The 25,251-nt window shown below is 62.7% G+C and carries 28 protein-coding genes and 1 pseudogene; 19 read left to right on the top strand and 10 right to left on the bottom strand.

Annotated features, from left to right (window positions below):
* Positions 1 to 6 precede the first annotated feature (6 nt).
* Genes mobA through FIV02_RS14090 form a run of 3 tightly spaced genes read left to right on the top strand, consistent with a single transcriptional unit; the run spans position 7 to position 2,296 of the window.
* The gene (gene mobA / locus FIV02_RS14100) at positions 7 to 678 is read left to right on the top strand and encodes a molybdenum cofactor guanylyltransferase MobA (RefSeq protein ID WP_230622782.1); all 672 of its coding nucleotides are present in this window, start codon (positions 7 to 9) and stop codon (positions 676 to 678) included.
* Positions 662 to 1,846, top strand: coding sequence for an NnrS family protein (locus FIV02_RS14095; RefSeq protein ID WP_123084441.1), 1,185 nt, complete (start codon positions 662 to 664; stop codon positions 1,844 to 1,846). Before mobA ends, FIV02_RS14095 begins: the two co-directional genes overlap by 17 nt.
* Positions 1,847 to 1,855: 9 nt before the next feature.
* Positions 1,856 to 2,296 carry a CopD family copper resistance protein gene (locus tag FIV02_RS14090; RefSeq protein WP_152488969.1) on the top strand — a complete coding sequence of 147 codons (441 nt, stop codon included), beginning with the start codon at positions 1,856 to 1,858 and terminating at the stop codon, positions 2,294 to 2,296.
* Between the two features lie 31 nt (positions 2,297 to 2,327).
* On the opposite strand, the gene FIV02_RS14085 is transcribed toward FIV02_RS14090, so the two are convergent.
* A complete protein-coding gene (locus FIV02_RS14085) occupies positions 2,328 to 3,041 on the bottom strand; it encodes a Crp/Fnr family transcriptional regulator (RefSeq protein ID WP_123084440.1) in 714 nt (237 codons plus the stop codon).
* 118 nt (positions 3,042 to 3,159) lie between these two features.
* Between FIV02_RS14085 and FIV02_RS14080 the strand changes: the two genes are divergently transcribed.
* From FIV02_RS14080 to FIV02_RS14055, 6 genes and pseudogenes are all read left to right on the top strand, one after another.
* Positions 3,160 to 4,089: an ABC transporter substrate-binding protein gene (locus tag FIV02_RS14080; RefSeq protein WP_249186977.1), complete on the top strand. Its 930-nt coding sequence runs from the start codon at positions 3,160 to 3,162 to the stop codon at positions 4,087 to 4,089.
* A 2-nt stretch (positions 4,090 to 4,091) separates the two neighbouring features.
* Positions 4,092 to 4,859 (top strand): ABC transporter permease, encoded by a 768-nt coding sequence (locus FIV02_RS14075; protein ID WP_047585346.1) that lies wholly within the window; start codon positions 4,092 to 4,094, stop codon positions 4,857 to 4,859.
* Positions 4,852 to 5,541, top strand: coding sequence for an ABC transporter ATP-binding protein (locus tag FIV02_RS14070; RefSeq protein ID WP_152488967.1), 690 nt, complete (start codon positions 4,852 to 4,854; stop codon positions 5,539 to 5,541). Before FIV02_RS14075 ends, FIV02_RS14070 begins: the two co-directional genes overlap by 8 nt.
* A complete protein-coding gene (locus FIV02_RS14065) occupies positions 5,538 to 5,981 on the top strand; it encodes a CopD family copper resistance protein (RefSeq protein ID WP_047585307.1) in 444 nt (147 codons plus the stop codon). The genes FIV02_RS14070 and FIV02_RS14065 overlap by 4 nt, the downstream gene beginning before the upstream one ends.
* 29 nt (positions 5,982 to 6,010) lie before the next feature.
* Positions 6,011 to 8,104 (top strand): TonB-dependent receptor domain-containing protein, encoded by a 2,094-nt coding sequence (locus FIV02_RS14060; RefSeq protein WP_152488966.1) that lies wholly within the window; start codon positions 6,011 to 6,013, stop codon positions 8,102 to 8,104.
* A 163-nt stretch (positions 8,105 to 8,267) separates the two neighbouring features.
* Positions 8,268 to 9,331 (top strand): annotated as a pseudogene (locus FIV02_RS14055) (acyl-CoA dehydrogenase family protein).
* Between the two features lie 33 nt (positions 9,332 to 9,364).
* Here FIV02_RS14055 and FIV02_RS14050 read toward each other — a convergent pair.
* The 3 genes from FIV02_RS14050 to ytfE all read right to left on the bottom strand — a co-directional run bounded on the left by FIV02_RS14050 (position 9,365) and on the right by ytfE (position 12,773).
* A complete protein-coding gene (locus tag FIV02_RS14050) occupies positions 9,365 to 9,712 on the bottom strand; it encodes a hypothetical protein (RefSeq protein ID WP_047585311.1) in 348 nt (115 codons plus the stop codon).
* Between the two features lie 105 nt (positions 9,713 to 9,817).
* The gene (locus FIV02_RS14045; RefSeq protein ID WP_152488965.1) at positions 9,818 to 12,097 is read right to left on the bottom strand and encodes a nitric-oxide reductase large subunit; all 2,280 of its coding nucleotides are present in this window, start codon (positions 12,095 to 12,097) and stop codon (positions 9,818 to 9,820) included.
* A complete protein-coding gene (ytfE, locus tag FIV02_RS14040) occupies positions 12,090 to 12,773 on the bottom strand; it encodes an iron-sulfur cluster repair protein YtfE (protein ID WP_152488964.1) in 684 nt (227 codons plus the stop codon). Before ytfE ends, FIV02_RS14045 begins: the two co-directional genes overlap by 8 nt.
* A 138-nt stretch (positions 12,774 to 12,911) precedes the next feature.
* Between ytfE and norR the strand changes: the two genes are divergently transcribed.
* The 4 genes from norR to FIV02_RS14015 all read left to right on the top strand — a co-directional run bounded on the left by norR (position 12,912) and on the right by FIV02_RS14015 (position 15,919).
* A complete protein-coding gene (gene norR, locus FIV02_RS14035; protein WP_047585318.1) occupies positions 12,912 to 14,441 on the top strand; it encodes a nitric oxide reductase transcriptional regulator NorR in 1,530 nt (509 codons plus the stop codon).
* Between the two features lie 14 nt (positions 14,442 to 14,455).
* The gene (moaC, locus tag FIV02_RS14030; protein WP_047585321.1) at positions 14,456 to 14,923 is read left to right on the top strand and encodes a cyclic pyranopterin monophosphate synthase MoaC; all 468 of its coding nucleotides are present in this window, start codon (positions 14,456 to 14,458) and stop codon (positions 14,921 to 14,923) included.
* Between the two features lie 299 nt (positions 14,924 to 15,222).
* Positions 15,223 to 15,471, top strand: coding sequence for a molybdopterin converting factor subunit 1 (gene moaD, locus FIV02_RS14020; RefSeq protein ID WP_047585323.1), 249 nt, complete (start codon positions 15,223 to 15,225; stop codon positions 15,469 to 15,471).
* Position 15,472: 1 nt separating this feature from the next.
* Positions 15,473 to 15,919, top strand: a complete 447-nt coding sequence (locus FIV02_RS14015) for a molybdenum cofactor biosynthesis protein MoaE (RefSeq protein WP_152488962.1) — start codon at positions 15,473 to 15,475, stop codon at positions 15,917 to 15,919.
* Between the two features lie 3 nt (positions 15,920 to 15,922).
* On the opposite strand, the gene FIV02_RS14010 is transcribed toward FIV02_RS14015, so the two are convergent.
* Positions 15,923 to 16,144: a DUF3079 domain-containing protein gene (locus FIV02_RS14010; RefSeq protein WP_152488961.1), complete on the bottom strand. Its 222-nt coding sequence runs from the start codon at positions 16,142 to 16,144 to the stop codon at positions 15,923 to 15,925.
* Positions 16,145 to 16,316: 172 nt separating this feature from the next.
* On the opposite strand from FIV02_RS14010, the gene moaB reads away from it, so the two are divergent.
* The 5 genes from moaB to FIV02_RS13985 all read left to right on the top strand — a co-directional run bounded on the left by moaB (position 16,317) and on the right by FIV02_RS13985 (position 20,520).
* Positions 16,317 to 16,871 (top strand): molybdenum cofactor biosynthesis protein B, encoded by a 555-nt coding sequence (moaB, locus tag FIV02_RS14005; RefSeq protein WP_123084432.1) that lies wholly within the window; start codon positions 16,317 to 16,319, stop codon positions 16,869 to 16,871.
* Positions 16,868 to 18,100: a gephyrin-like molybdotransferase Glp gene (gene glp, locus FIV02_RS14000; RefSeq protein WP_047585331.1), complete on the top strand. Its 1,233-nt coding sequence runs from the start codon at positions 16,868 to 16,870 to the stop codon at positions 18,098 to 18,100. Before moaB ends, glp begins: the two co-directional genes overlap by 4 nt.
* A 77-nt stretch (positions 18,101 to 18,177) precedes the next feature.
* Entirely contained in the window at positions 18,178 to 19,167 is a 990-nt protein-coding gene (locus FIV02_RS13995) for a peptidase U32 family protein (protein ID WP_047585333.1), read from the top strand.
* A 7-nt stretch (positions 19,168 to 19,174) separates the two neighbouring features.
* Complete coding sequence (locus tag FIV02_RS13990) at positions 19,175 to 20,062, top strand: U32 family peptidase (protein WP_152488960.1); 888 nt, start codon at positions 19,175 to 19,177, stop codon at positions 20,060 to 20,062.
* The gene (locus FIV02_RS13985) at positions 20,059 to 20,520 is read left to right on the top strand and encodes an SCP2 domain-containing protein (RefSeq protein WP_152488959.1); all 462 of its coding nucleotides are present in this window, start codon (positions 20,059 to 20,061) and stop codon (positions 20,518 to 20,520) included. The genes FIV02_RS13990 and FIV02_RS13985 overlap by 4 nt, the downstream gene beginning before the upstream one ends.
* 624 nt (positions 20,521 to 21,144) lie before the next feature.
* On the opposite strand, the gene FIV02_RS13980 is transcribed toward FIV02_RS13985, so the two are convergent.
* Together FIV02_RS13980 and FIV02_RS13975 are read right to left on the bottom strand one after the other, a co-directional pair.
* A complete protein-coding gene (locus tag FIV02_RS13980; protein WP_256663129.1) occupies positions 21,145 to 21,588 on the bottom strand; it encodes a LysR substrate-binding domain-containing protein in 444 nt (147 codons plus the stop codon).
* Positions 21,589 to 21,702: 114 nt separating this feature from the next.
* A complete protein-coding gene (locus tag FIV02_RS13975; RefSeq protein WP_152488957.1) occupies positions 21,703 to 22,338 on the bottom strand; it encodes a hypothetical protein in 636 nt (211 codons plus the stop codon).
* Between the two features lie 179 nt (positions 22,339 to 22,517).
* Here FIV02_RS13975 and FIV02_RS13970 point away from each other — a divergent pair, with 179 nt between their 5' ends.
* A complete protein-coding gene (locus FIV02_RS13970) occupies positions 22,518 to 23,330 on the top strand; it encodes an NYN domain-containing protein (RefSeq protein WP_047585340.1) in 813 nt (270 codons plus the stop codon).
* A 35-nt stretch (positions 23,331 to 23,365) separates the two neighbouring features.
* On the opposite strand, the gene radC is transcribed toward FIV02_RS13970, so the two are convergent.
* The 3 genes from radC to FIV02_RS13955 form a co-directional block, all read right to left on the bottom strand.
* The gene (gene radC, locus FIV02_RS13965; RefSeq protein WP_152488956.1) at positions 23,366 to 23,872 is read right to left on the bottom strand and encodes a DNA repair protein RadC; all 507 of its coding nucleotides are present in this window, start codon (positions 23,870 to 23,872) and stop codon (positions 23,366 to 23,368) included.
* Between the two features lie 490 nt (positions 23,873 to 24,362).
* Complete coding sequence (locus FIV02_RS13960; RefSeq protein WP_152488955.1) at positions 24,363 to 24,710, bottom strand: LasR-specific antiactivator QslA; 348 nt, start codon at positions 24,708 to 24,710, stop codon at positions 24,363 to 24,365.
* Positions 24,707 to 24,976, bottom strand: coding sequence for a hypothetical protein (locus tag FIV02_RS13955; RefSeq protein ID WP_023106401.1), 270 nt, complete (start codon positions 24,974 to 24,976; stop codon positions 24,707 to 24,709). Before FIV02_RS13955 ends, FIV02_RS13960 begins: the two co-directional genes overlap by 4 nt.
* Between the last annotated feature and the right edge of the window lie 275 nt (positions 24,977 to 25,251).

Genomic DNA, 25,251 nt, shown 5'->3' with positions numbered 1-25,251 from the left:
TGGGTCATGCAAGATGTGCATTGGCAACCGCCGGTGCTGAATGGCTTTGAAGAGGTACCGATGCGGGAGTGGTTTACTGGGCTGGTGCTGAGCGGTGGACAGGGCTCCCGGCTGGGGGGGGTGGACAAAGGACTGGTGCCGTGGTGCGGCAGGCCGATGGCAGAGTGGGTTGTCAGGCAGATGCGCCCACTGGTTGGTGAGCTGATTATTTCCTGTAACCGTAACGTGAGGCGCTATGCCGCGCTCTGTGATCGAGCCCTGAGTGATGATCAGGCGGGCTACCCAGGGCCTTTGGCTGGAATCCTGGCTGGGCTACGCAGCATGCGTGGAACGCATCTGCTGGTGGCGCCTTGTGATCTGCCCGCTGTCGAATCGGAACTGCTGGAAGAGTTGCAGCAGTTGGCTCTGGCTCGGCCTGGGCAAATCGCCGTGGTGCGCCAGGGCGAACGCCTGCAACCACTGCTTTGCGTGCTGCCACGCACGCTGCTAGTCGACATCGACCGGGCCTGGGTAACTGGAGAGCGCAGTCCATGTCGCCTATGGCAGCGTCTGGGCATCTGCGAGCTGGCGTGCCGGGAGGATGATCCGCGTCTACTCAATTTCAACTGTCCCGAGGTTTTACTGGTTGCTCGCCAGTCGCCTCAACGTGAGTGGAAAATCTATGTTGATCATCGATAAGCGTAAGGCCATGGCCATCGCGCCGATTCTGCGCTTGGGCTTTCGTCCATTCTTTCTGCTCGGTGCACTCATGGCGGCGCTGGCCATTCCGCTCTGGGTCGCTGCTTTACAGGGCTGGTCGCTCCCCGCGCCGACGGGAGGTTGGCTGGCCTGGCATCGGCATGAGCTGGTATTTGGCTTTGCCGGAGCCATCATCGCCGGTTTCCTGTTAACCGCAGTACAGACCTGGACTGGCCAGCCAAGCCTGTCAGGCCGACCGCTGGCGGTGCTGGCTGGTCTCTGGCTAGTGGGGCGAGCCGCCTGGTGGCTACCTTCTACATGGCTATTGTTGCTGGTCAACCTGGCTTTCCTGCTGGCGGTTGCCGGCGTCATGGCTCGTCTGCTTTGGGCAGTGCGGCAACGACGCAACTATCCGATCGTGCTGGTTCTCTCGTTATTGGCAGCAGCGGATCTACTGAACCTTCTGGGCATCTTGCAGCAACATGATGGCTGGCAGCGTCAGGGCAGCCTGGCCGCCATCTGGCTGGTGGCGGCGATGATGACGCTAATCGGCGGGCGGGTGATTCCATTCTTCACTCAGCGCGGCTTGGGAAGGGTGGAGGCTGTTCAGCCATGGCCCTGGTTGGATTGGCTGTTGCTGGTAGGTAGTGTCCTGGCGGCCCTGTTGAGCGCGATCGGCCTGCTGTTGCTGCCGAGTTGGTTTGGCGCGGTGCTGATGCTGGTGCTCGGCCTAGGACATGGTATCCGCCTGTGGCGCTGGTTTGATCGCGCGCTGCTGCAGGTGCCGCTGCTGTGGTCGCTGCACCTGGCTTACGCCTGGTTGGTGGTGGCCTGTCTGGGACTGGCGCTGTGGCATGTTGGTGGCCCGGTGCCGTTCAGCCAGGCGTTGCATGGCCTGACGGTCGGCTCCATGGCCGGACTTATCCTGGCCATGCTGGCGCGAGTCTCGTTGGGGCACACCGGTCGTCCGTTGCAACTGCCACGTGGCTTCGCGGTGGCGTTCCTGATGCTCAACCTGGCCGCCTTGCTGCGTGTCCTTGGCGTGTCCTTTGCCTATCAGCCGGCGCTCTGGCTGGCGGCGGGGTGCTGGTGTTTGGCTTTCGCACAGTTTCTCTACTGCTACGGCCCGATGCTGTGTCGCACACGCGCCGACGGTCATCCGGGCTAGGGAGGATGTGTGCTTTATCTGTTACTGAAATTCGCTCACCTGACGGCTGCAGCATTCTTCATCGGCGGGGTGTTCTTTGAGGTGATGATCCTCAGCCGAGCGGCCATACAGCTGGACGTCGAGCCCCGCGAGCGGCTGTCCAAGGCCCTCGGTCAGCGCGCACGCCAGGTCATGCACTGGGTGGTCCTGGCGTTGTATGGCGCGGGTATCGGCCTGGCTTGGCACTATCGCGCTGCGCTGGCCGATCCCTTGTCTAGCAGCTTCGGCACCCTGTTGACGCTGAAGATCTGCCTGGCGCTGAGCATCCTTTGCCACTTTCTCTTCGTGGTTTTCCTCATGCGTACCGGGCGCATGACGCCAGCGCGTTCTCGCCTGATCCATCTCAGCGTGCTGATACAGATGCTCGGCATTCTGTTCCTGGCCAAAGCGATGTTCGTGCTGAACTGGTAGGCGCAGGCCGCGTGCTGTGGACTGAGACTGCCTAGAAGGTACGGGTGGCTGCGCTGGCAAGTTGCTTGAGGTAGCTCAGGTCACACAGCACCCACTGGCGCAGGCGGCCGCGAAGGCGGCCAGCCTGCTGCCAGTCGGACAGCAGACGACTGAGAGACTCCGGACGGATTCCCAGGTGAGTGGCCAGCTGGCGCTGGCTAATCGGCAGGTTGAGCTGCTCGCCCTGGCGCTGGTGCAGTTTGAGCAGGTAAGCCGCCAAGCGCTGTGAGGCCGAGCTGGCGGTGAGCCAGTCGACTTCGTTGACTTGGCGATACAGGCGCAGGCTGAGGTTTTCCAGCATGCGCATGGCCAATACCGAATCGTTTTCGCAGGCCTTGCGCAGTGCCGCCCGGTTCAGGCGATAGAGCTCGCTGTCGCACTGTGCTCTGGCGTTCATCGGGTAACGGCCATGGGGCATGAACATGGCGGCCTCGGCGATCAACTGACCGCTGTGGAACAGGTGAAAGACCCGTTCCTCGCCCTCGCAGGTAAAACGCATCATCTCCACGCTGCCGTGGCGCACCAGCAGAAAGTGCTCGGCGGCCTCGCCTTCGCGAAACAGCAATTCACCCGCTTCGACACGTAACTGCGTGGCTGAGCGGACGAGCATCGCCAGCAGCTCGCCGGGCAGATCGGCGAACAGGGGGACTGACGAGAGCAGTTGCAGGCAAGCGCTGCGATCTGCGGGAAACTTAACAATTGTCATTTGTAGCTGCTGTGCCGGCTGTAATGATGTGCGAATGAAGATAAGACTTATTCTCGTATCATTCAATCGGCCAGCCTGCACTCGGTTGGCTTCCTTCTGTCTAGCCGCTTGTGCAGCGTTGCTCGCGCCAGCAACGCAAGCCCAGCAGGAGGTCCTGCGCCTGGCCGGCCCTAGCGCTGTGGTCAGTTTCCCGTTGCTGCACATGGTCGAAAGCGGGGCGCTCAAGGCGCACGCCAAACGCGTCGAGTTCCGTCTGTGGCAGAACCCGGACCAGTTGCGCGTGTTGCTGGCCAACGACGAGATCGACTACAGCGCGGTACCGGTCAATCTGCCGGCTCTGGTGGCCGGACGCGGCCTGCCGGTGCGCCTGCTGAACGTCTCGGTGTGGGGGATCATCTGGCTGGTCAGCCGTGATCCGGCGATCCAGGGCTTTGCTGACCTCAGGGGTGAGGAACTGGTGATGCCCTTTCAGCGCGACCTGCCTGCGGTGCTGGTTGATGAGCTGTTGCGCAGCCACGGCCTGGAAGCGGGCAAGGACCTGACCCTGCGTCCTGTACGCGATGGCCAGGATGCCCAGGCCCTGCTGCTGGCCGGGCGCGCCAAGCACGCGCTACTGGTGGAACCAGCGGTTTCCCTGTTGTTGTGGCGCAACCAGCAGCAGAACGGCGCGCCGTTGCGACGCGTGCAGAGCCTGGAGAATGCCTGGAACCAGGCATTTCCCGCGAACCCCGAGCTGCCCCAGGCGGGAATCATGGCCAGCGCGCGCATTGCCGAGCAGCACGAACTGGCGCGTGCCGTGGAGCAGGCCTATGCGCAATCGGCGCGTTGGTGCAGTGCTCAGCCGCGTGAGTGTGCGGAATTGGTCCATCGGCATTTGCCGCACCTGCCGGTGGCTGCCGTCGAGGAGTCGATTCGCGTGACGCGTCTGGAGTCCCGTCCGGCCAGCGAGGCTCGCGAGCAGCTGGAAGCGCTTTATCGGCTGCTCGCCGAGCGCCATCCACAGGCCATCGGTGGTTCGCTGCCGAACGCCGAATTCTACGGGCCATGAGCATGAACGATATCCGTCCCACCTCCTGGCGCTGGGCGTTGTTGGGCGCCGTGCTGATCGTGCTGGGCTGGCAGTTGCTGGCACTGAACCTGGGGCCGTTGCTGATGGCTACTCCGCTGCAGACCCTCAAAGCCATGTGGCAGCTGCCGTTTGAAGCTGACTTTCGTGTGCATGCCGGCGCCAGCTTGTTGCGCATCGGCCTCGGGGTTGGCCTTGGCTGTCTCTTGGGCTTTTGCCTGGGGCTGCTGGCTGGCCTGGATGCCCGTCTGCGCGGCCTGCTGGAGCCCTTGCGCTGGTTGCTGATGGCGACCCCGCCGGTGGTGGTCGTGGTGCTGGCCATGCTCTGGTTCGGCCTGGGCTCGGCGATGGTGGTGTTCATCAGTGTGCTGATGCTGGCGCCGGGCATGTACGTGAATACCGTCAAGGGCATGCTCATGGTCGATCGCGGCCTGTTGGAGATGGTTCGCGTCTACCGTTTCGGCCCGTGGCAGAAACTGCGTTATCTGTACGTGCCGGCCCTGGCTGCGCCGCTCGGTGCGGCATTGCTGATTGCCACCTGCAGTGGTGTGCGCCTGGTGGTGATGGCCGAGGTGCTGGGGGCTGAAAGCGGCGCCGGGTTTGCTCTGGCCAATGCACGCAGCACCTTCGACAGCGCCGGGCTGTACGCCTGGACCCTGCTGATACTGCTGCTGGTGGCGGCGCTGGAATTCGTGCTGCTACAGCCGTTGCAGCGGCGCATGGGGCGTTGGCAGGAGGCCGCCCATGCTTGATTGGTACTCAATCGACCTCGAGTTGGGCGGGCGCACGGTGCTCCGGCAGGTCGACTTTCGGTTACGAAGTGGCGAGCGGGTCGGGATCCTCGGCCCGAGCGGTGCCGGCAAGAGCAGCCTGCTGAGATTGGCGGCTGGAATCCTGAAGGCGCAGCGCGGTAACCAGCAGAGCAGCTTCCGCCACGCCGTGCTGGCCTTCCAGGAGCCGCGCCTGCTGCCTTGGTGCCGAGTGGCCGAGAACCTCGAAATTCCCTTGCGCGCGGCCGGTCGTGACCCGGCGACGGCGCGATGTGTGGCCGCCGAGTGGCTGGAGCGGGTAGGCCTCAGTGAGTACGCACGGTCTTGGCCGAATCAGCTGTCTGGGGGCATGGCGCAGCGCGTGGCGCTGGCCAGGGCGCTGGCGGTGGAGCCTGACCTGCTGCTGCTCGACGAGCCGTTCAGTGCGCTGGACCCGGCTTTGCGCAAGACCCTGATCGATATCTGCCGCGACTGGCTCGAGCAATCCGCGGCGGCTCTGCTGTGCGTCAGCCATCACCCGGGCGAACTGGTCGGCCTGGTTGAACGCTTCGTGCTGCTCAATGCGGGCGGGCTGCAGACGTTCGACGCCGCCGACCGCGCACCGGAGGTGCTGGCTGAGGCGCTCCACCAGACCCTGATGACCCTGGAGACTTCGCTACCGTGAGCTATCCCATTCTGCTGACCCTGCACCTGTTCGCCGCTCTGATCTTCATCGGCGCGGTGTTCTTTGAAGTGTTGATTCTTGAAGGTGTGCGCAAGCACGTGCCGCCCGCGGTGATGCGCCAGGTGGAGCAGGGCATTGGCAAACGCGGGCGCCGCCTGATGCCTTGGGTACTACTGGTGCTGTTCAGCGCCGGCCTGGGCATGGTCTGGCTGCGTTACCTGCCACAACTGGCCGACCCGCTGGCTTCCTCCTTCGGCACCCTGCTGACCCTGAAGATCTGCCTGGCGCTGAGTGTGCTCGGACACTTCTGCACGGCCATGTTCCTGGTGATCAGCGGGCGCATGAATTCCACCTATTTCCGCCGTATTCACCTGAGCGTGTTTACCCACATGGTCGGCATCGTGTTGCTGGCCAAGGGCATGTTTTACCTGAGCTGGTGAGCTTATTTCTGTTCGTGAAGGAGAGTGTCATGCGTCGAACCTTTTACCTGAAGTATCTTTCATTGACACTTCTGGGCGCTCTGCCACTGATGGATTGTGCTGCCGATCCGGTCGAGTTGGAGCCACTGGCAATCAGCGGTCAACGCCAGGCTCCAGCAAATCAGTCGGTTGAAGCTGAGCGCGAAGAGCTGTCCCGAGTGCCTGGCGGTACCAACCTGGCCACGCCGCAGAGCGAAACGCGTTTGGCGACCTTGCGTGATGCGTTGGACTATCAGCCCGGTTTGGTGATTCAGGACTTTTTCGGAGGCACCGATCAGCCGCGCCTGAACATCCGCGGCTCGGGTATTCAGAGCAATCCGGTCAATCGTGGCGTACTACTGCTACAAGACGGGTTACCGCTCAACGAGGCCGATGGCTCCTTCGTCATGGGCCTGCTGGAGCCGCGTAATGCTTCTTGGATCAGTGCCCGACGCGGTGCCAACGCCGGCAGCCCGGGTGCCACCACGCTGGGTGGCGAGCTGGAATTCAATTCGCTTACCGGTGCCGACGAGGCCGGGCGTTTGCGCCTGGAAAGTGGCAGTTTCGGTCGCCAGGCCGTGCAGGTCGCTGCCGGCCTGGCGGAGGCCGGGCACGATGCGCGGGTGAGCATCAGTCAAGATCAGTACGACGGTTATCGTCATCACTCTGCTTCGCACCGCACCTTGGTGCATAGCAACTTTGGCCTGGACTTGGGGGATGGCGTGGAGAATCGCAGCTACCTGTCCTGGAGCGATCTCACCTTCGAGATTCCTAACGTCATCACTAAGGCGCGTCTGGAAGATGATCCGCGTAGCGTGCTTGGAGACGGCAATACGGCGCAGGATCACCTGCTCAATGTATATCGGCGCGATCCGCATCGTGATACCCAGCAGTTGCGCCTGGCCAACCGCACCCAGTGGCAGGGCACTGGCTGGCAACAGAGCTTCGGTGTCTACGGGCAGAATACGGTGGACGACTTCACCGACCCGCTCAGCCATACCCTGACCGACAGCGACACGCTCGGAGCCCAGTGGAGCCTGGAAGGCGAGCAGCGCCTGTTCGACTATCGCTTCGGTGCTGGCTGGTCCTACAGCGACATAACCCGTGAGCTCTATGCCAACAGCGGCCAGGACGGCAGTCGCCTGCAGCGCTTCGGCGACTTCGACCTCGAAGCGCGTAACGTCGATCTGCTGGCTGGGCTGGACTGGCATCTGGCGCAGGACTGGACCCTGGTCACCGAGCTGAAATGGAGTGATGTCAGCCGGGATGCCAGTTCGCGTAACAGCAACGCCAGCCTGGATCAGAGCTGGGACTTCGCCACGTCGAAGATCGGCTTGAACTGGACGCCCAGTGAAAACCAGCGCTGGTACGCCAACATCAGCCGTAGTCACGAGGCGCCAACCTTCTGGGAGATTGTCGTCGGGCAGGTGCCACCTACTGCGCCGGCGCATGCCACGGCGTCGCTGACTGAGCTCAATGTGCAGCGCGCGACCACCTACGAAATCGGCGGCCAGGGGCGTATTGGCAGCAACGAGTGGAGCTTGTCGCTGTACCACAGTGACGTGGATGACGAGCTGATCTCCACCTCCGACAGTCTGGGCGTCAGGGTAGGTACCTACAATTACGCATCGCGCACACGCCATCGCGGCGTCGAGGCGGGAATCAAGGGCCTGCTGCCGACCTCCGCCACGCTTGGTGGGGACCTGGCCTATCGCCTGGCCTGGACCTTCAGTGACTTCACCTTCCGTGGCGGCGAGTTCGAGGGCAATCAGATCGCAGGTGTACCACGCCAGCTGTGGGCGGGCGAGCTGCTTTATCGCCGCGGCCCGTGGAGCATCGGCCCGAACCTGCGCTGGTTGCCGCAGGACACCCCGACCGACCATGCCAACACCCGTAACAACTATCAGGACTCCTATGCCCTCTGGGGATTCAAGGCCAGCTACAAGGTCAATGAAGGGCTGTCGTTGTATCTGCAAGGTGACAACCTGAGCGACGAGGTCTATGCCAGCAGTTATGTGATCCGCAATCGCGCCGACGCCAGCCAACCGACATTCCTCAGCGGCAACGAACGCAGCCTGAGCGTGGGGATGGACTACCGCTTCTAGAGCGGGTGACGAACACGCGCCATAACGCTGGTCAACCTCGGCTCGGCTCGGCTCGGCTTCGCGGCGCCGTGATACCTGCTCATCCATGCCGCCCAGCATTCTTCGAGTCGGGCCGGTGCTGACTTCGGCTGGTCTCACCGCCCCCCCCCCCGAGGTGGATGCGATGGACTTTGCCTTCAGCACCAGAGTGGAAACACTACGCCGGCAGCTGCAGGATTTCATGGATACCCATGTGGTGCCGCGTCATGCCCAGTGGCTGGCGGAGGTGCAGGCCTGATGCCTGCCGGTTTCCTTCATGAACGACCTCAAGGCCCTGGCGCGCAGCGAAGGGCTGTGGAGCCTGTTTCTGCCAGCCCCGCGCAGCACCAGCGCTGGCTGCTGCCGCTACTGGAAGGCAAGATCCGTTCGGCCTTTGCCATGAGCGAGCCGGATGTGGCCAGCTCGGACGCCGGCAACGTGCAGACGCTGATCCGTCGTGACGGCGAGCATTACGTCCTCAACGGGTGCAAATGGTTCATCGCCAATGCCTGTCACCCGCAGTGTCGTCTGCTGATCGTGATGGGCAAGACTGATCCCGAGGCCGCGCCCCATCGTCAGCAGAGCATGCTGCTGGTGTCCTTCGATACCCCTGGCGTGCAGGTGCTGCGCAATATTCCGGTGCTCAACCATGTTTCGGCAGAAGGTCATGCGGAGATTTTGTTGCGCGATGTGCGGGTGCCGTGCGATCACCTGCTCGGCCAGGAGGGCGACGGCTTCATGATGGCCCAGGTGCGCCTAGGACCGGGGCGAGTGCACCACTGCATGCGCGCCATCGGCATGGCCGAACTGGCCCTGCAGCTGCTGCTGGAGCGCTGCCAGGAGCGCCGCACATTCGGCCGCTATCTGGCGCAGTATGCCAATATCGGCGACTGGATCGGCGAGTCGAGACTGGCTATCGAGCAGGCGCGTCTGCTGGTGCCGAAGACCGCCTGGATGCTGGATGAAGTAGGCGCCAGGGCGGCGCGCCGGGAGATCGCCATGATCAAGGCGTAGGTGCCGCGTATGCTCTGCCGGGTGGTCGACCGCGCCATGCAGGTGTTCGGTGCCACGGGCCTGAGTCCGGATACGCCGCTGGCGGACTTCTACACCTAGGGTCGCGCGCTGCGCTTCGCCGACAGCCCCGATGAGGTACATCTGCGCAGCCTGGCGAGCTGGGAGCTGGAGGCCAGCGCCCAGCAGCGCGGGTAGACGGCGGCCTATCTCACGCCGCCGGGTTGAGCCTCAGAACGGCAGGCCGTGGCCGAACGGCTGCAGGTGGGCAAGCAGCAGGAAGAACGAGGCCAGCACGGCATTGATCGACCAGGCCACGGTCAGGAAGCGGGCGATCTCGCCGTAGATGGGCTCGCGCACGTTGCCGGCGTTGCGCCAGACCGCGTTCAGCACCCAGGCGGTGTAGCTGACGAAGGCCGCCAGCAGCAGGGCCAGCGTTACGCTGTCGACTTGCCGGTAGAGCAGCAGGATGGCGCCAAACAGCAGGTGGCTGAGCAGCACGCCCTGCAGCCAGAACACTTGCCATAGCGGGCGACTGCCGGGAGTGTCGAGGTACGTGAGAATCTTGTGTGTATGCATGGTGCGACTCCGTTCGGGAAACTTCATGTTTCAGTCTAGGCGAGGTCAACAACGACTCGACCCGCGTATCGCGGGCCGAGCCTAGCCAATACACATCCAACGTATTTAATTAATCGTTCGGGCACCTCCTTGCGCGCGCAGCGGCACGCTCCTGGGGACAGGTGAGAAGAAGCCAATGACCACCTGCCAGGCCATGGCCAGGGCGCCGACGATGAACACCACGTCGCCGAAAGTACGCACCCAGCGCAGGGTCTGCAGCAGATCCTGCTGCATGAAGGCCTCGCTGCGGGCGTACCACAGGCCCTCGCTGACGCTGGCGTGGAACTGGATGATGCCGATGGGCAGCAGGCTGGTGGCAATCATCAGCACCAGGCCTGCGTTGAGCCACCAGAAGGCGACCTTCATCAGTCCCTGGTTGAACTGCATCTGCGGGCGGATATAGCGCAGCACCAGCAGCGTGAAGCCCAGGGCGAGGAAGCCGTAGACCCCGAACAGCGCGGCATGAGCATGTACCGGAGTGGTGTTGAGGCCCTGCACGTAGTACAGCGAGATTGGCGGATTGATCATGAAACCGAACACCCCGGCGCCGAGCATGTTCCAGAAGGCCACGGCGACGAAGCACATCAGCGGCCACTTGACTTTTTCCATCCAGGCCGCGCGGCTTTTCAGGCGCCAGTTTTCCCAGGCCTCGTAGCCGAGCACGATCAGCGGCACCACTTCCAGGGCGCTGAAGGTGGCACCCACCGCCATCACCGGGGTGGTGGTGCCGGAGAAGTACAGGTGGTGAAAGGTACCGGGCACGCCGCCAAGCATGAACAGTGAGGCCGAGGCCAGGCTGGCGGTGGTAGCCATGCGCTTGGAGACCAGCCCCATGCTGGAGAAGATAAAGGCCAGCGCGGTGGTGGCGAACACCTCGAAGAAGCCCTCCACCCACAGGTGCACCACCCACCAGCGCCAGTACTCCATCACCGACAGGTGGGTGCGCTCGCCGTAGGCGAAGCCGGCGCCGTAGAACAGGCCGATGGCGATCACCGAGGCCGACAGCAGGGCCAGCAGGTTCTTGTCGCCGGGCTGGCGGAAGGCCGGCAAGATGCCGCGCAGCATCAACAGCAGCCAGAAGGCCACGCCGGTGAACTTGCCGATCTGCCACAGGCGACCGAGGTCGACATACTCGTAGCCCTGATGCCCGAGCCAGAAATTCCACTCGGCCGGCATGATCTGGGCGATGGCGAGGTAGTTGCCGACGAAGGAGCCGAGTACCACGACCACCAGCGCCCAGAACAGCACGTCGACGCCGAGCTTCTGGAACTTCGGGTCCTTGCCGCCGTTGATGATGGGCGCGAGGAACAAACCCGCAGCGAGGAAGCCGGTGGCGATCCAGAACAGCGCGCTCTGAATGTGCCAGGTGCGCAGCAGCGAGTAGGGGAACCACTGCGATAGCGGGAAGCCATAGAAGTCCTGGCCCTCCACCGTGTAGTGCGCAGTAGCACCGCCGATCACGACCTGAAAGGCGAACAGTCCGACCACCAGCAGCAGGTACTTGCCCAGCGCTTTCTGCGATGGCGTCAGGGCCACTAGGCTGAGCGGGTCGTGGGCCGGTGCAGTCGGTTCATCCTCCTCGTGATCGCGCAGGAAGGCCCAGGCCCAGACCAGGAAGCCGATACCGGCAATCAGGAGTATCACACTGACGATGGACCAGATCAGGTTCTCCGCAGTGGGCTTGTTGTCGATCAGCGGTTCGTGGGGCCAGTTGTTGGTGTAGGTGGCGTCATGCCCTGGGCGCTCGGTTGCGGCGACCCAGGCTGTCCAGAAGAAGAAGCGGGTCAGCTGCTCGCGCCGGGCGGCGTCGGGCAGGGTGTTCTCCTTCATGGCGAAGCTCTTGCGACTGCCTTGCAGGGCCGGGTCTTTGCCGAACAGCGCCTCATAGTAGGCCGCAGTCTGTTCGACAGCGGCGACGCGGCGTTCGCTGAGCACCAGCACCTCGCCTTGCACCTGGTTGCCACGGTATTCGCGCTTGAGTTGCTGGCGCAGCAGGGCCTGGTGGTCTTCGTCCACCTGGGCATAGGGCACACCGTAGGTGTGCTGCGCGGCCAGGTCGAGCCACGCCGTCAGTTCGCGATGCAGCCAGTCGGCGGTCCAGTCCGGCGCCTGGTAGGCGCCGTGGCCCCAGATCGAGCCGAGCTGCATACCGCCGACGCTCTGCCATGCGGTCTGCCCGTCTAGTATGTCCACGTTGGTAAATAGCAGGCTGCCGTCGGTGCTCTGCACCTGTTCTGGGATTGGCGGCGCCTGACGATACACCTCGCGGCCGAACCAGCCGAGTACGCAGAAAGTCACGCCGAGTACGGCGATCAATGCCCACCAGAGTTTGCGGTACTCACCCATGCTGTACCTCCTTACCGAGGGCACGCGGGAACAGCAGATTGTTTTCCAGGTGGATGTGCTGCATCAGGTCGCAGCGCAGCTCGTCAAGTCCGCGGTACAACGCGCGCCAGGTGTTGCAGGCATTGGCCGGTGGCTGCATGTCATCGGTCAATTCGACGACACGCTCCAGCGCTTCGCCGTGCTGGTCATGCTCGTAACGCATCACTGAGATTGGGCCACCTGCCATCGTGCCGCCGCCACGTAGGATCATCGGGAAGAGGATCTGCTCCTCCTTCTGCATGTGGCTTTCCAGCTCCTGTTGCATGTCGATCAACAGATCGGTCAGTCCCACTGGGCAGTGCTCACGACCTCCATGCACCTGCTCGACTCTCGCGGCGAGACGAATCAACTCCGGCAGTTGCTGACGGTGCACATCGTGGTAGCGCTGCAGAATGTGCTCAATCAGCCGCTCGTCCGCGACCGTGCGCCAATCCTCCGTGTCTTGGGCTTCGCCACTGAGAGAGAGCAAACGTGTCTGTACGTGGTCGGCATCGATGCCACGCTCCTGTGCGGCCTGGCGTAGGCTCTTCTGACCGCCACAGCAGAAGTCGAGGTGGAATTCGTGGAATACCCGGGTCGCCCCGGGGATGCTGCAGGCGATATTGCCTAGGGTGCTGTCAAGTAGTTGGGTGGCCATGGAGTTCTCCTATCAGACATATTGGTCTGTATGCTCCATCGCAAGCCCCGTGCCGCTTTTCAACTTGACGGAAATCAAGGGTTTGCGTGCCGCCAGGGTCTAATCTACCCGGAAGAAATCAGGTAGCGGATACCCGAAATGGTAGATTTCACCCCTCTGCAGAACGCCTTGCTCGCCGATCTGGCCAGCGAGCTACCATCTGCTGTACGCCTGCAGCGTCTGGTTGTCAGCCTGCGCGAAATATTCGCTTGCAGTGCGGTGGTGCTGTTGCGTCTGGATGGCGAAAGCCTGCGGCCGCAGGCTGCAGTCGGCTTGGCCCACGAAGCGCTGGGGCGCAGTTTCGTAATCGCCCGGCATCCGCGCTTGGCGCAGATCTTGGCACAGCGCGAGCCATTGCAATTCGCCGCCTACAGCGAGTTGCCCGACCCTTACGACGGCCTGTTGCAGGACAGTCCAGATGAGCCGCTACCGGTGCACGACTGCATGGGCATGAGCCTGTTTCTCGACGGCCGCCTATGGGGGGCTGTGACCTTGGATGCCCTGCGCCGCGGTACCTTTGACCGCAACGCCACCCAGCGCCTGCAGCGTTATGCCCTGTTGATCGAGGCAGCACTGCGGATGTGTCGCTTGGAAAACGAAATTCGCAGCCTGCGCCTGGCCCGACGGGAGGAGGGTGAGGTTGGTGACGAGACTGGCGGCACCATCCTCGGCGACAGCCCGGTGTTATGCCAGTTACTCGACGAGCTGGGCGTCGTAGCGGACTCCGAGCTGCCGGTACTGCTGCAAGGTGAGACCGGCGTAGGCAAGGAGCTGTTTGCCCGCTGGCTGCATGCCCACTCGCCGCGCGCGCGCAAGCCGCTGGTTTACGTCAACTGCGCCGCACTCCCGGAGACCCTGGCTGAGAGTGAGCTATTCGGCCATGTGAAGGGGGCGTTTTCTGGTGCCGCGCAAGAGCGCGCCGGACGCTTTGAGGCGGCCAATGGTGGCACCCTGTTTCTCGACGAGATAGGTGAGCTGCCGCTGTCAATCCAGGCCAAGCTGTTGCGCGCCCTGCAGAACGGCGAGATTCAGCGCCTGGGCGCTGACCGCCCAAGGCATGTCGACGTACGAGTGATCACCGCGACCAACCGGCGCTTGCACGAGGAGGTGCGTGAAGGACGTTTCCGCGCCGACCTCTACCACCGCCTTTCTGTCTACCCGGTGCACATACCGCCGTTGCGCGAGCGCGGCCGGGACGTGCTGGTGCTGGCCGGGCATTTCCTCGAACTCAACCGTGCCCGCCTGGGCCTGCGCTGCCTGCGCCTGTCCGCCGATGCTGAGCGCGCCTTGCTGACCTACTCCTGGCCGGGCAACGTGCGTGAGCTGGAGCATGTGATCAGCCGCGCCGCGCTCAAGGTGCTCAGCCAGGCTGAGTCGCGCACCGCATTGCTCAGTATCGAGGCACCTTGGCTTGGGCTGGATGGCCCGGCGCCGGTGCCGAGCAGCGTCCCGTCGGCTGTGCCGCTGGTACCCAGCGAAAGCCTGCACCAGGCTGTGGACCGCTATCAGCGCGAACTGATCCAGAACACTCTGGCGCAGCATGGCGGCAAATGGGCCACCGCCGCACGGGCGCTGGCCATCGACCCGAGCAATCTGCGTAAGCTGGCACGGCGGCTCGACTTAATCTGACTATGGAGAAACCTATGCTGACCCATCTCGATGCCCACGGCCGTGCCAGCATGGTGGATGTCACCGACAAGACGGTGACCTGCCGCGAGGCCGTGGCCGAAGCCCGTGTGTGCATGCTGCCCGCCACCCTGACGATGATCGCCGATGGCCGTCATCCCAAAGGCGACGTGTTCGCCGTGGCGCGCATCGCCGGTATCCAGGCGGCGAAGAAGACTTCCGACCTCATTCCCCTGTGCCATCCGCTCATGCTCACAAGCGTCAAGGTCGAGCTTGAGGCCGAGGGCGAGGACTGCGTGCATATCGTCGCGCGCTGCAAACTGGCAGGGCAGACGGGCGTGGAGATGGAGGCGCTGACTGCTGCAAGTGTCGCCGCGCTGACCATTTACGACATGTGCAAGGCGGTGGATCGCGGCATGTGTATCGAGGCCGTGCGCCTGTTGGAGAAGAGCGGAGGCGCTTCGGGGACTTACCGGGTGCCTTGATCCAACGCAAGGTGGGCGCCAACGCGTGCCAGCAGACTGGAGCGGCCTCATGTGGAGAAGCGATCAACTGAGTGGCATGTGCCACCAGTAGCATGGCTACAGTCGGCTAGAACGGCAGGCTCCCATGCGCCGCTGGCTCTGCTCGCTTACTCAGCAGGTCCGTCGTCCAGGCGGGGATCCCGTCAGCATGGAATTCTGGGCAGGGCGCCCGGATTGTCTGCATGGCCGCCTGCGTTAGCAATTGACTGTAGAGGGCGGCGCCACGTGCGTTTGGCCCCCTGAAAACTGAGGAGAGAAGTATGTTGGAAGTCCATTATTTCGCGGGGTATCGCGAGCAACTTGGGCTGGACCGCGAGTGCCTGGACTGGCAGCCGCAGCTGACCAGCGTAGATCAACTGCGCCAGAACCTGGTGGCGCGTGGCGGTGCCTGGTCGGCACTGGCCGCGCAAAACTTGATGTGCGCGTGTAATCAGGAACTCTGCGGGCTCGATCAGGTGCTGCAGGACGGCGACGAGATCGCTTTCTTCCCGCCCGTCACCGGAGGCTAAGATGAGCGTGCAGGTTCAGGCGCATAGCTTTTCCGCGGCGCAGCTGCTCGACCAGTTGCAGGAGCGCTGCGCTGGTGTCGGTGCGCTGGCTAGCTTCGTCGGCTTGGTACGCGACTATGGCGATGCGGGGGAGGTGCGGGCGATGTTCCTTGAACACTATCCTGGCATGACCGAGCGGGCCCTGGCCGGCATCGAGGCCGAAGCCAGAGTCCGCTGGCCGCTGCACGAGGTGCTAATCGTGCATCGTCACGGCCTGCTGCAGGCGGCCGAGCCGATCGTCTTCGTTGGTGTTGGCAGTGCCCATCGGCAGGTAGCCTTCGAGGCCTGCGCCTATCTCATGGATCAGTTGAAAACACGGGCGCCATTCTGGAAGAAGGAAATGTGCGCGCAGGGCGCTCAGTGGGTGGATGCGCGCGCTAGTGATGCGGTCGCCGCACGACGCTGGTAGCCCTCAGCGCGGCCGGTGCTGCGGTTGCTCGGCATCCGCCACCGGCTCAGGCACCTCGATGCCCCAGTCACCGTGCAGGTACCAGTCATCGCCGATCATCTCGGCCGGATGCATAGTGCGGTCCGCACCATTGCCGCATGCCAGCGAGTCCGACGGGCAGTAACGGTCGCACCCCCAGCAGATGCGTTCGGGATGACTCGGGTGCAGAGGGAATTTCTTGGCCATGCGAAACGCCTCCCGGCCTTGGTTTCGCGTTCAGGCTAATACCCAGGTACGTGGCAGCCTTGACCGTGGTCAAGGTTTGTCGCGTTGGTCCTTGGTGATACCTCCATTGGGGAATGGGCGGGACGCTCCCGCGGGCTCAGGCTGCGTCCAGTCATACTATGGAGGCGCCAAAATGGCTCACTTGTCTAACCCCGAGTTCCAGGCACTGTGCATCGCCGTGCTGACCGTCAGTGATACCCGCAACCTGGCCAGCGATGGCTCGGGCCAGACCCTGATCGAGGCGCTGGAGAGCGCCGGGCACGCTTTGGTCGAGCGGGCGCTGGTGCCCGACGACATCTGGCAGATTCGTGCACGCCTGTGTGCCTGGGTTGCCGACCCGCTGGTGCAGGTGGTGCTGATCACTGGCGGGACCGGCTTCACCGCGCGGGACAACACGCCGCAGGCCGTGGCGCCGCTGCTGGACAAGATGGTGGATGGCTTCGGCGAACTGTTCCGGCAGATTTCCCTGACCGAGATCGGCACCTCTACCGTACAGTCGCGCGCCCTGGCCGGCATCAGCAACGGCACCCTGGTGTGCTGCCTTCCCGGTTCGCCCGGTGCCTGCAGCACAGCCTGGAACGGGATCCTCCGTGAGCAGTTGGACTGCCGTACGCGGCCGTGCAATTTCGTGCCCCACCTCAAGCGCCTGCCCGAGCAGGCCACGGTGCTGTGCGGGTCGCGCGCATGAACGGCTGCGCTTGCGACCAGCCCGGGCTATGCCCGGTCGATGAAGCCATCGTTGACCTACTGGCCCAAGTGCCGACGCCGCCGGCGGTCGAATGGGTAGCCCTGGAGCAGGCCTTGGGTCGCACCCTGGCCGAGCCGGTACATGCCCTACGGTCGATGCCGGCCTGGGACAACAGCGCCATGGACGGTTATGCGCTGCGTGCCGCCGATCTGCAGGGCGGGCCGGGCTACCTGCCGCTGGCCGGGCGTATCGCCGCCGGCGATGCGGCGCTGGAGGAGCTGCCGTCAGGGCATGCGGTGCGCATCTTCACCGGCGCGCCGCTGCCACCTGGGGCTGACAGCGTTGTGCCGCAGGAGCTGGTGCGGCTGGAGGGCGAGGGCGTCTGGCTGCCCGTCTGTACCCGCGGCGACCATGTGCGTCGGCGCGGCGAGGAGTTCGAGCGCGGTACCTGTGTGCTGTCGGCAGGCATCTGCCTGCGCGCGCCGCAGCTGGGCCTGCTGGCCAGCCTAGGTATTGCCGAGGTGGCGGTGCACCGGCGTCTGCGCGTAGGCCTGCTGAGCAGCGGCAACGAACTGCGCGAACCGGGAGAACCGCTGCATCCCGGACAGATCTACGACGCCAATCGCTACAGCCTGCGCGCCGCGCTGCGCGGCTGGGGACTGGAAGTGGACGACTGCGGTGTCCTGGAGGACGAGCTGAGCGCCAGTCGCGACGCCCTAAGCCTCGCAGCGTCCGAATGGGATGTACTGATCAGCTCCGGCGGCGTCTCGGTCGGTGAGGAGGATCACCTTAAGCAGGCGGTGCGCGAGCTTGGCGAGCTGCACCTGTGGCGCCTGGCCATCCAGCCGGGCAAGCCCTTCGCCTTCGGCAGGGTGTGTGGTACGCCGTGGATCGGCCTGCCCGGCAACCCGGTGGCGGCGCTGCTTACCACTCTGGTGGTGGCGCGGCCCTTCCTGCTGGCGGCACAGGGGCGCAGCGACGTGTCGTCACGCGCACTGCCATTGCCCGCCGGTTTCGACTGGCCCAGGGCCAATGCGCGGCGCCAGTACCTGCGCGCCCGTCTCGAGGTCAGGGATGGTGAGCTGCGTGTGGTGCCACATGCCCAGCAGGGCTCGGCCATGCTAAGTGCCATGAGCTGGGCCGAGGGCCTGGCCGTGGTGGAGGCGGGGCGTACCCTGCGCGCTGGCGAGCCCGTGGGGTTTCTGGCGCTCGACAGCCTGCTGGCATGAGTGGCTTGACCACAATCAAGGCGTTCACGTTCATGACGCCTAGAGTGGCGCATAGTCGTTGAAGTAGGAGTGGATTCATGCATCTGGTCTGTCCGGCGGGCAGTCTACCCGCCCTCAAGGCTGCCCTGCAGCAAGGCGCGGACGCCATCTACGTGGGCTTTCGCGATGACACCAATGCCCGTCATTTCGCCGGGCTCAATTTGGACGAGCGGCAGCTGGAGACGGGGCTGCACCTGATCCGTAAGCGTGGCCGACAGCTTTATGTTGCCGTCAACACCTATGCCCAGCCCCAGGGCTGGGCGCGCTGGCAGCGCGCGGTGGACCAAGCCGCCGCACTAGGGGTGGATGCTCTGATCGCTGCCGATCCCGGCGTGCTGGCCTACGCCAGCCGGCGGCATCCCGATCTCAACCTGCACCTCTCGGTGCAGGGCTCGGCCACCAACGTCGCCGCCCTGGCGTTCTATCAGCAGCGTTACAACATCCGGCGCGCCGTGTTGCCTAGGGTGTTGTCGCTGGCTCAGGTGCGCCAGGTGGCCGAGAAAAGCACGGTGCCGCTGGAGGTATTCGCCTTTGGCAGCCTTTGCATCATGGCCGAGGGGCGTTGTCACCTGTCGTCCTATGTTACCGGCGAGTCGCCCAACCTCTGCGGGGTGTGTTCGCCGGCTAAGGCGGTGCGCTGGCAGGAGGAAGCCCAGGGCCTCAGCTCGCGTCTGGGCGGCGTACTGATCGACCGCTACGCGCCAGACGAACCGGCCGGCTATCCGACCCTGTGCAAGGGCCGTTTTTTGGTGGACGGCCAGCGCTTCCACGCGCTGGAGGAGCCGACAAGCCTCAACACCATCGACTTGGTTCCGCAATTGGCCGAGATAGGCATCGCCGCAGTGAAGATTGAGGGGCGCCAGCGCAGCCCAGCCTATGTCGAGCAGGTCACGAGGGTCTGGCGCGAAGCGCTGGATGCCCATGCCAGCGGTCGTTTTGCCGTGCAGGAGCGCTGGCGCAAGGACCTGGCAGGGCTGTCTGAAGGCAGCCAGACGACCCTCGGTGCATATCACCGATCCTGGCAGTGAGGAGCCTATGAAACTGAGCCTGGGACCCGTGTTGTTCTACTGGAGCCGCAGCAAGCTGCTGGATTTCTACGCCGAGATGGCCGCTCAACCGCTTGACATCATCTACCTGGGCGAAACCGTCTGTTCCAAGCGCCGTGCCCTGTCGCTGGACGACTGGCTCGGCCTTGCCCGCGAGCTGCGCGAGTGCAGCCGCGCCGAGCTGGTGCTGTCCGGACTGGCGCTGGTCGAGGCTGCTTCCGAGCTGTCCAGCCTTCGCCGCCTGTGCGACAACGGCGATTTGCTGGTGGAGGCCAACGACATGGGCGCGGTACAACTGCTCGCCGAGCGCGGCCGGCCTTTCGTCGCCGGACCGGCGCTTAACTTGTACAACGCCCATGCCCTGCACGAGCTGCTGGAGTGTGGTTTGCAGCGCTGGGTGCCACCGGTGGAGTGTTCCGGTCTCCTGCTGCAGGACTGCCTGCAGCAACTCGATGCCCTGCAGGTCGGTCGGCCTGAAGTGGAACTGTTCGCCTATGGCCATTTGCCGTTGGCCTACTCGGCGCGTTGCTTCACCGCGCGGGCTGAGAACCGGCCAAAGGACGACTGCCAGTTTTGCTGCCAGAACTACCCTGAGGGCATTCCGCTGCTCAGTCAGGAGGGGCAGGCGCTGTTTACCCTCAACGGCATCCAGACCATGTCCGCCGAGGTCGGAAACCTGTTGGCCGACTATCAGGCCATTGCCACGTGTGGCGTGGATGTGCTGCGCCTGAGCCCGCGCAGCGAGGGCATGGGGCAGGTGATCGACGACTTCGCCGCGGTGCGTGACGGGGCGCTACCACCACTGGCGGTCAGTGGCTGCAACGGCTATTGGCATGGCCGACCTGGCATGCTGACGATCGAGGCTTTGGGCCTATGAGTATGGCGCGGTGGTTGTTGAAGTTCGGCAAGCCGGTGCTGCCGTATGGGCGGCACGTACCTTTCGTTGTGCAGCGTCTGGTCATCGAGCGGGCGGCCAGCCGGCTATTTGCCGTGCCGCTGGCCGAGGGGGCCTTCGACCTTCTGCACGGTCGTTGGCTACGCCTGGAGGTCAGCGATCTTGGGCTGACCTGGTGCTTGAGTTGTCAGGACTCGCAGCTGCGCGTGGGCCGGTGCGATGCAGTGGACGTGTGCATCCGCGGGCAGTGGCGAGACTTTTTGCTGTTGGCGAGCCGCCAGGAAGATCCTGACACTCTGTTCTTCCGTCGACGTCTGGTGATTGAGGGCGACACTGACCTGGGCTTGGGTGTAAAAAACCTGCTGGACGGTCTGGACCCCGATCAGTTGCCGCCTCGGTTCTGGCAGCTGGTACGAGAGATGGGGGCGGCGGTGCGCTAAGAATGCGGTATGGTGAGCTTGGGGGTATGGTCGCGTTTGTTGATCCAGCGATGCTGAATTTCGGCACCTTGTTTGATGATTTCGATACCGCCAAGGCTTGGTGCTAGACAGGGGGCAGCGGGACGATTTCAGGAACCAGGTGAATCAGAACCAGCGAGAGTAGGCTGCAGGCGATGGCGACGGCCGCCAGTGCTAAAAGAATGGCGGGCAGTAGACTCAAGCAGTGTTTTATGGAGCTCCGATTGGATGTCAGCCCAGATGCCACCTAGCTATGACGAAAGCCGGTATGAAGACATAAGCTGGGGTACCAAGCGCCAGTGTGTTCGTTGCCTGGAGGGCAGTTCCATTTGGAGCTGAGTGGGCCAGATGCCGACGAGCGGGCAAACTGTTCCGGGACAACCGTCGCTTTCATGATTGAGACCTATTTGGATGATTCCGGCAAAGCGCGGTCGATGGGTATGCGTTACGGTTGCGCAACAGCGATTATTTTCTCCGGCGCAGGGCGCGCGCATTAGGGATAGTTGATGAAGGCCGCTGATAGCCATTCGGCGTTTGGCTGTCGTCGAGCACGCTGAATAACAGTGTTCGGGATGGGTAGCCGCTGGCGTACCTTGCGGCCTGTCGTTACTGCTCTTGGATTTCAACGGGTGAGGGTTGGGTTTCTTTCAGCAAATCTATGAATGCCCGAAGTACGGCGGGCACCTGCCTATGACCAGAATAGTAAAGCGCTAGCCCCGGCTCTGCTGGGCACCAATCCCCCAGGATGGTTTCAAGTAGTCCGTCTTTGATAGCTGCTTCAGCATAAAAATCTGGAACATAGGCGATGCCCATACCTTGGATTGCTGCCTTCACCATAAGCCGATTGCTGTTGAGAGTAAGTTGCCCTGGCACGTCGATTGCCACGTCGACGCCGCTCCGTTCGAATTCCCATCGGTAGCGCTTACCGCTGGGAAGCCGGTGACGAATACAATCGTGATCCCGTAGAGATTCCGGTGGCCGCTTGGCCAGATAGGAGGGGGAGGCCACTGTGAGGAAGCGTACTGGCGGGCTGAGAGGGACCGCGATCATGTCAGCGGGAACCGCATTTCTTAATCGCACGCCCGCGTCGAACCCGAGGTCAACGATATCCACCCAGACGTCGTTAGCGCAGAAACTTTCCGTGGTGGCTGACCGAGGCTACTTCTATCGCACGCTGACTGCTTCCGAGGCAAGGAACGCTTGTACGCGTTTGGCGATCAACCAGTCGGTAAAGTCTGTTGCGAAGAATCTTACGGCCAAAAGGAACATGCAGGCGGTAAGTACGCCTGCTAACACGTAGAACGGATCACCAGTAAAAATCAGCAGGAGGCTATGGGCGCCCCCGACAAGAATGGTTCCGAACACGGCCAAGAGGCTGAACCATGCGCCTGCTGTGTCGAGGCGGGTAATGGTTATCACGGGGGCTTTTTGATTTTGGGGCGTCAGCAGAAATTTAGAGACACTACGCAGTTGATTGCGGCTCCAGATTCCTCTTCTATCAAGCTCAAGCAGGTACTCGCGTTTCACTCTGCTGGTATCTATACGAGTGGCGAGACGGAATGCCTCCTGTTGAATCGCGCTATCGAAGAACGCTACCAAATCCGGTGTGTTGATTACCGCCTGCCGCAATGCTCTGAGGCGTGCAATAGGCTTTCTGACGAAGTGTTTGTCATGAAATTCCAGCGTCCTTGACAGCGCAGTTAGCACTTTAAAAAACACACTCCCCAGCGCCACTGCTGCAGCTACGTATGAGACAAATCCCCCTGCAAGCAGTGAATGGAACACTTTTGCTATTTCCATGAAAACCACCAAGCTCCCTATCGATAAGTCAGTTTGCCTGTTGATTGTGGTTCTAGCAAAGCTCCAGCCTCGCTGGCGGCACGTACCTAGCGTTACCAATGTAATAATCTTTGATTGCCGTGCGCCGGCAGTGGCCGTGATGCTATTGGCTCAACTGGGATCACTCGATAGGAGCAAGGATGGGAGTTTTCACGCCGGCTGGAGAAACGCGTGTAGCTGTTTTGGTAGATTGCGACAACGTATCGCCCGAGATTCTGGAGCACGCTTTGCGTGTGGTCGCCCAGTTCGGCCGCGTCGTCCTTAGACGGGGGTATGGCAATCACGGCACCCTGGCCAACAAGTGGCAGGAGGCGCTCGTTCGACTAGCTTTCACGCCATGCCTGCAGTACCAGTATGCAGCCGGTAAGAATACTTCCGACATCGCCTTGGCCCTGGATGCAATGGAAGCGCTATTCGATCACCGTGCGGATACGTTCTGCCTGGTAACCAGCGACTCCGATTTCGCCTACCTGTGCCGCAAGCTCAGAGAACGTGGCGCTACCGTCTGCATCGTCGGTGAACCCAAGACCCCCGATGCACTGCGCAACGCCAGTGACCAGTTCTTTGAGTGGCGCCGTGAGGAGCATTTCCAAGAACCTGTTGCGGAGCATACCGAGAAGCCTGCGACCAAGGCTGAGTCGAGCTGCAAGCAGGAAACCAGTAAGCCTGAACCCAGCAAGCCGGTCGTTAAACGGCGGCCCCGGTTCGTGGTGGATGCCGTATCCCTGCTTGCAGGCGGAACCAGCGAAGGCAAGGTCACCCTGAGCGCCCTTGGGCAGTACCTCAAGCGTACCGATCCGGCATTTTCGCCAAACGCCTACGGCCACTCTGGTCTGCTCGACATGATCAGAACCTACGACCTGCTGCATCTGATTCAAGAGAATGGCGGGCACTGGACGGTGGGGCTGGCAGCCAAGGAAGAGGAACCAGCTGAACATGCTGCGCACGCCTGAAGGGCGCAGCAAAAAGGGGGCTCAGCCCCCTTGATTCACAGCAACCCAAGCTCAGCGAAAGATACGGTGCGTTGGCCTGCCACGATGACGTGATCCAGCGAGCGAACATCGACCAGCGCCAATGCTTCCTTCAAGCGTTGTGTTAGCACCTTGTCAGCCTGGCTTGGCTCTGGATTTCCGCTTGGATGGTTGTGCGCGAAGATCACTGCCGCAGCATTCAGGCGCAGTGCTTCCTTGACCACCTCGCGCGGGTAAACAGATGCACTGTCGATGGTGCCGCGGAACATCTCGACGTACTGGATGAGGCGATGCTTGGCATCCAGAAACAGCGCTGCGAAAACCTCGTGCTCAAAGCCACCCAGCTTCGCGATCAGGTACTCCTTGACCAGCTCCGAAGACGTGAAGGCTGAGCCTCGCTGAACCTTCTGATCGATCACCTTGCGAGCAGCGTCCAGGATCTGTTCTGCAGTGGCAGGCAGATAGCGACCTTGCTCGTCGCGAATCATCAGAGAAGCGTCAAAGGCGAGAGAAAGCTGCGACATGATCATGCTCCAGTTGCTCGGGCGGAATTGCCCGGAACCGGCCAAGCACGGCGCAGCGCAGCAGTCACGGGGCGATAGCCGGCCCCGCCGCAAATGCGCGAAGCGCATGCAGCCCTTGACGGCGAGAACGCCGTGATAGGGTGAGAGGAAACAGCAAGACCGCCATTCCACCGATCTCACAGACGACACCAGCAAGCGCAGCGCGCAGGCTCTGTCGATACAGCCTAAAACGCCCAGAGGCGTTGTTGGCGAGCAGTAGAACTGCAGATATGGCCTGCACCAGCAACGGAAGAGGAACGAAGCCGGTCGCCACTTGTAGCCAGTACCCCATCAACAGTATTGGCAGACGGCCGCTACCGAAATATTCTCCGGTCTCTGGGCTAACGAAGTGCAAACAGTCAGTACTCTGACCCTGCACTCCGTTAGCTCAGAACCTTCCTTCCTGGTCTGTGTAAACAGACCACTTCATTGGCATTTGCCATGGCTCAGGTCAGCCCTGACAGCTCGCTTCGGCGAGCGTCAGGGTCTTTCTGTGGTCAAAACAATCACCCGCGGTATAGATCTCGGCCTGCTCACCGCAGCGAAGATGCGAGCACATACGCTGGTGGATACGACTCAGGAAACCCACCTCAAAAGCGCGCCTCTCAATAGCGCAGGGCAGCAGATCGCGCTCCGCGATCATCACTGCCCAGAGCCATCCACTGCGGGCGTTGTCGAGCCAGGTCTGTGCCAGCTTCACGCCCTGGTCGAATGCCTCTCTGCAATCGGCAGCCCAGGTGATCTCCATTCCTGGATGGCCGTCGTGAGGCGGAAGGTAGGTCATCACACCCTTGCTCATCTGGCACCTCCTCGAACGTCAGAGAGGGCGCGGCGATAGAGCACGACCATCTCATCGAGCAGAGCCAGCGCAGAATAAGCCGCGATGCGCACGCGCAGATCCGCAGGCTGTAAGCCCTCAGGTTCAGCCAACTGATCAAGCAGATTACCTAGCATGACGCCACGCAGTTCAGCGGCAGCTTCAGAGGGCAGGGGAGAGCGTTCGGATTCATGCAGCGGACTTCGCTGCAGCGGAAAAGGTACAACGCAGGATTCGAACTCAGCCATGGCGCACCTCCTGAGCAGAGGTGGACAGCAAGACCTGAGGCCCAAGGCGGAGCTCTCGGGTAAAAAGGGGGTAGCGCATTTTCCTTATGCTCCTCGGTTTGATTAAGGAGCTGCCACCCACTGTTCTGACGCAGTATGGTGGCAGACCGTACGGGGGTCAGAAACCGGTAACCGAGGGAACCGGCCAGGCAAAAGCCTGCCCCGCACGGCCTGCCATAGAAAGCGATAGCAAATACTGGAGCATTTGCCGCTTCGCTATGACGCAACCGCGCCCT

It is taken from the genome of Pseudomonas sp. THAF187a (assembly GCF_009363395.1).
Taxonomy (GTDB): Bacteria; Pseudomonadota; Gammaproteobacteria; order Pseudomonadales; family Pseudomonadaceae; genus Aquipseudomonas; species Aquipseudomonas khazarica.
This window is presented reverse-complemented; position numbering and strand designations above follow the sequence as displayed.

Bases quoted from the DNA above. Each gene is read 5' to 3' on its own strand.
- moaB (WP_123084432.1), top strand. From the start codon at position 16,317: ATGGCTCACTTGTCTAACCCCGAGTTCCAGGCACTGTGCATCGCCGTG.
- FIV02_RS14095 (WP_123084441.1), top strand. From the start codon at position 662: ATGTTGATCATCGATAAGCGTAAGGCCATGGCCATCGCGCCGATTCTG.
- FIV02_RS13960 (WP_152488955.1), bottom strand. From the start codon at position 24,710: ATGAGCAAGGGTGTGATGACCTACCTTCCGCCTCACGACGGCCATCCA.
- glp (WP_047585331.1), top strand. From the start codon at position 16,868: ATGAACGGCTGCGCTTGCGACCAGCCCGGGCTATGCCCGGTCGATGAA.
- radC (WP_152488956.1), bottom strand. From the start codon at position 23,872: ATGTCGCAGCTTTCTCTCGCCTTTGACGCTTCTCTGATGATTCGCGAC.
- moaD (WP_047585323.1), top strand. From the start codon at position 15,223: ATGTTGGAAGTCCATTATTTCGCGGGGTATCGCGAGCAACTTGGGCTG.
- ytfE (WP_152488964.1), bottom strand. From the start codon at position 12,773: ATGGCCACCCAACTACTTGACAGCACCCTAGGCAATATCGCCTGCAGC.
- FIV02_RS14010 (WP_152488961.1), bottom strand. From the start codon at position 16,144: ATGGCCAAGAAATTCCCTCTGCACCCGAGTCATCCCGAACGCATCTGC.
- norR (WP_047585318.1), top strand. From the start codon at position 12,912: ATGGTAGATTTCACCCCTCTGCAGAACGCCTTGCTCGCCGATCTGGCC.
- FIV02_RS13970 (WP_047585340.1), top strand. From the start codon at position 22,518: ATGGGAGTTTTCACGCCGGCTGGAGAAACGCGTGTAGCTGTTTTGGTA.
- FIV02_RS13975 (WP_152488957.1), bottom strand. From the start codon at position 22,338: ATGGAAATAGCAAAAGTGTTCCATTCACTGCTTGCAGGGGGATTTGTC.
- FIV02_RS14070 (WP_152488967.1), top strand. From the start codon at position 4,852: ATGCTTGATTGGTACTCAATCGACCTCGAGTTGGGCGGGCGCACGGTG.
- moaC (WP_047585321.1), top strand. From the start codon at position 14,456: ATGCTGACCCATCTCGATGCCCACGGCCGTGCCAGCATGGTGGATGTC.
- FIV02_RS13990 (WP_152488960.1), top strand. From the start codon at position 19,175: ATGAAACTGAGCCTGGGACCCGTGTTGTTCTACTGGAGCCGCAGCAAG.
- FIV02_RS14085 (WP_123084440.1), bottom strand. From the start codon at position 3,041: ATGACAATTGTTAAGTTTCCCGCAGATCGCAGCGCTTGCCTGCAACTG.
- FIV02_RS14015 (WP_152488962.1), top strand. From the start codon at position 15,473: ATGAGCGTGCAGGTTCAGGCGCATAGCTTTTCCGCGGCGCAGCTGCTC.
- FIV02_RS14050 (WP_047585311.1), bottom strand. From the start codon at position 9,712: ATGCATACACACAAGATTCTCACGTACCTCGACACTCCCGGCAGTCGC.
- FIV02_RS13985 (WP_152488959.1), top strand. From the start codon at position 20,059: ATGAGTATGGCGCGGTGGTTGTTGAAGTTCGGCAAGCCGGTGCTGCCG.
- FIV02_RS14060 (WP_152488966.1), top strand. From the start codon at position 6,011: ATGCGTCGAACCTTTTACCTGAAGTATCTTTCATTGACACTTCTGGGC.
- FIV02_RS13955 (WP_023106401.1), bottom strand. From the start codon at position 24,976: ATGGCTGAGTTCGAATCCTGCGTTGTACCTTTTCCGCTGCAGCGAAGT.
- FIV02_RS14045 (WP_152488965.1), bottom strand. From the start codon at position 12,097: ATGGGTGAGTACCGCAAACTCTGGTGGGCATTGATCGCCGTACTCGGC.
- FIV02_RS13980 (WP_256663129.1), bottom strand. From the start codon at position 21,588: ATGATCGCGGTCCCTCTCAGCCCGCCAGTACGCTTCCTCACAGTGGCC.
- mobA (WP_230622782.1), top strand. From the start codon at position 7: ATGCAAGATGTGCATTGGCAACCGCCGGTGCTGAATGGCTTTGAAGAG.
- FIV02_RS14075 (WP_047585346.1), top strand. From the start codon at position 4,092: ATGAACGATATCCGTCCCACCTCCTGGCGCTGGGCGTTGTTGGGCGCC.
- FIV02_RS13995 (WP_047585333.1), top strand. From the start codon at position 18,178: ATGCATCTGGTCTGTCCGGCGGGCAGTCTACCCGCCCTCAAGGCTGCC.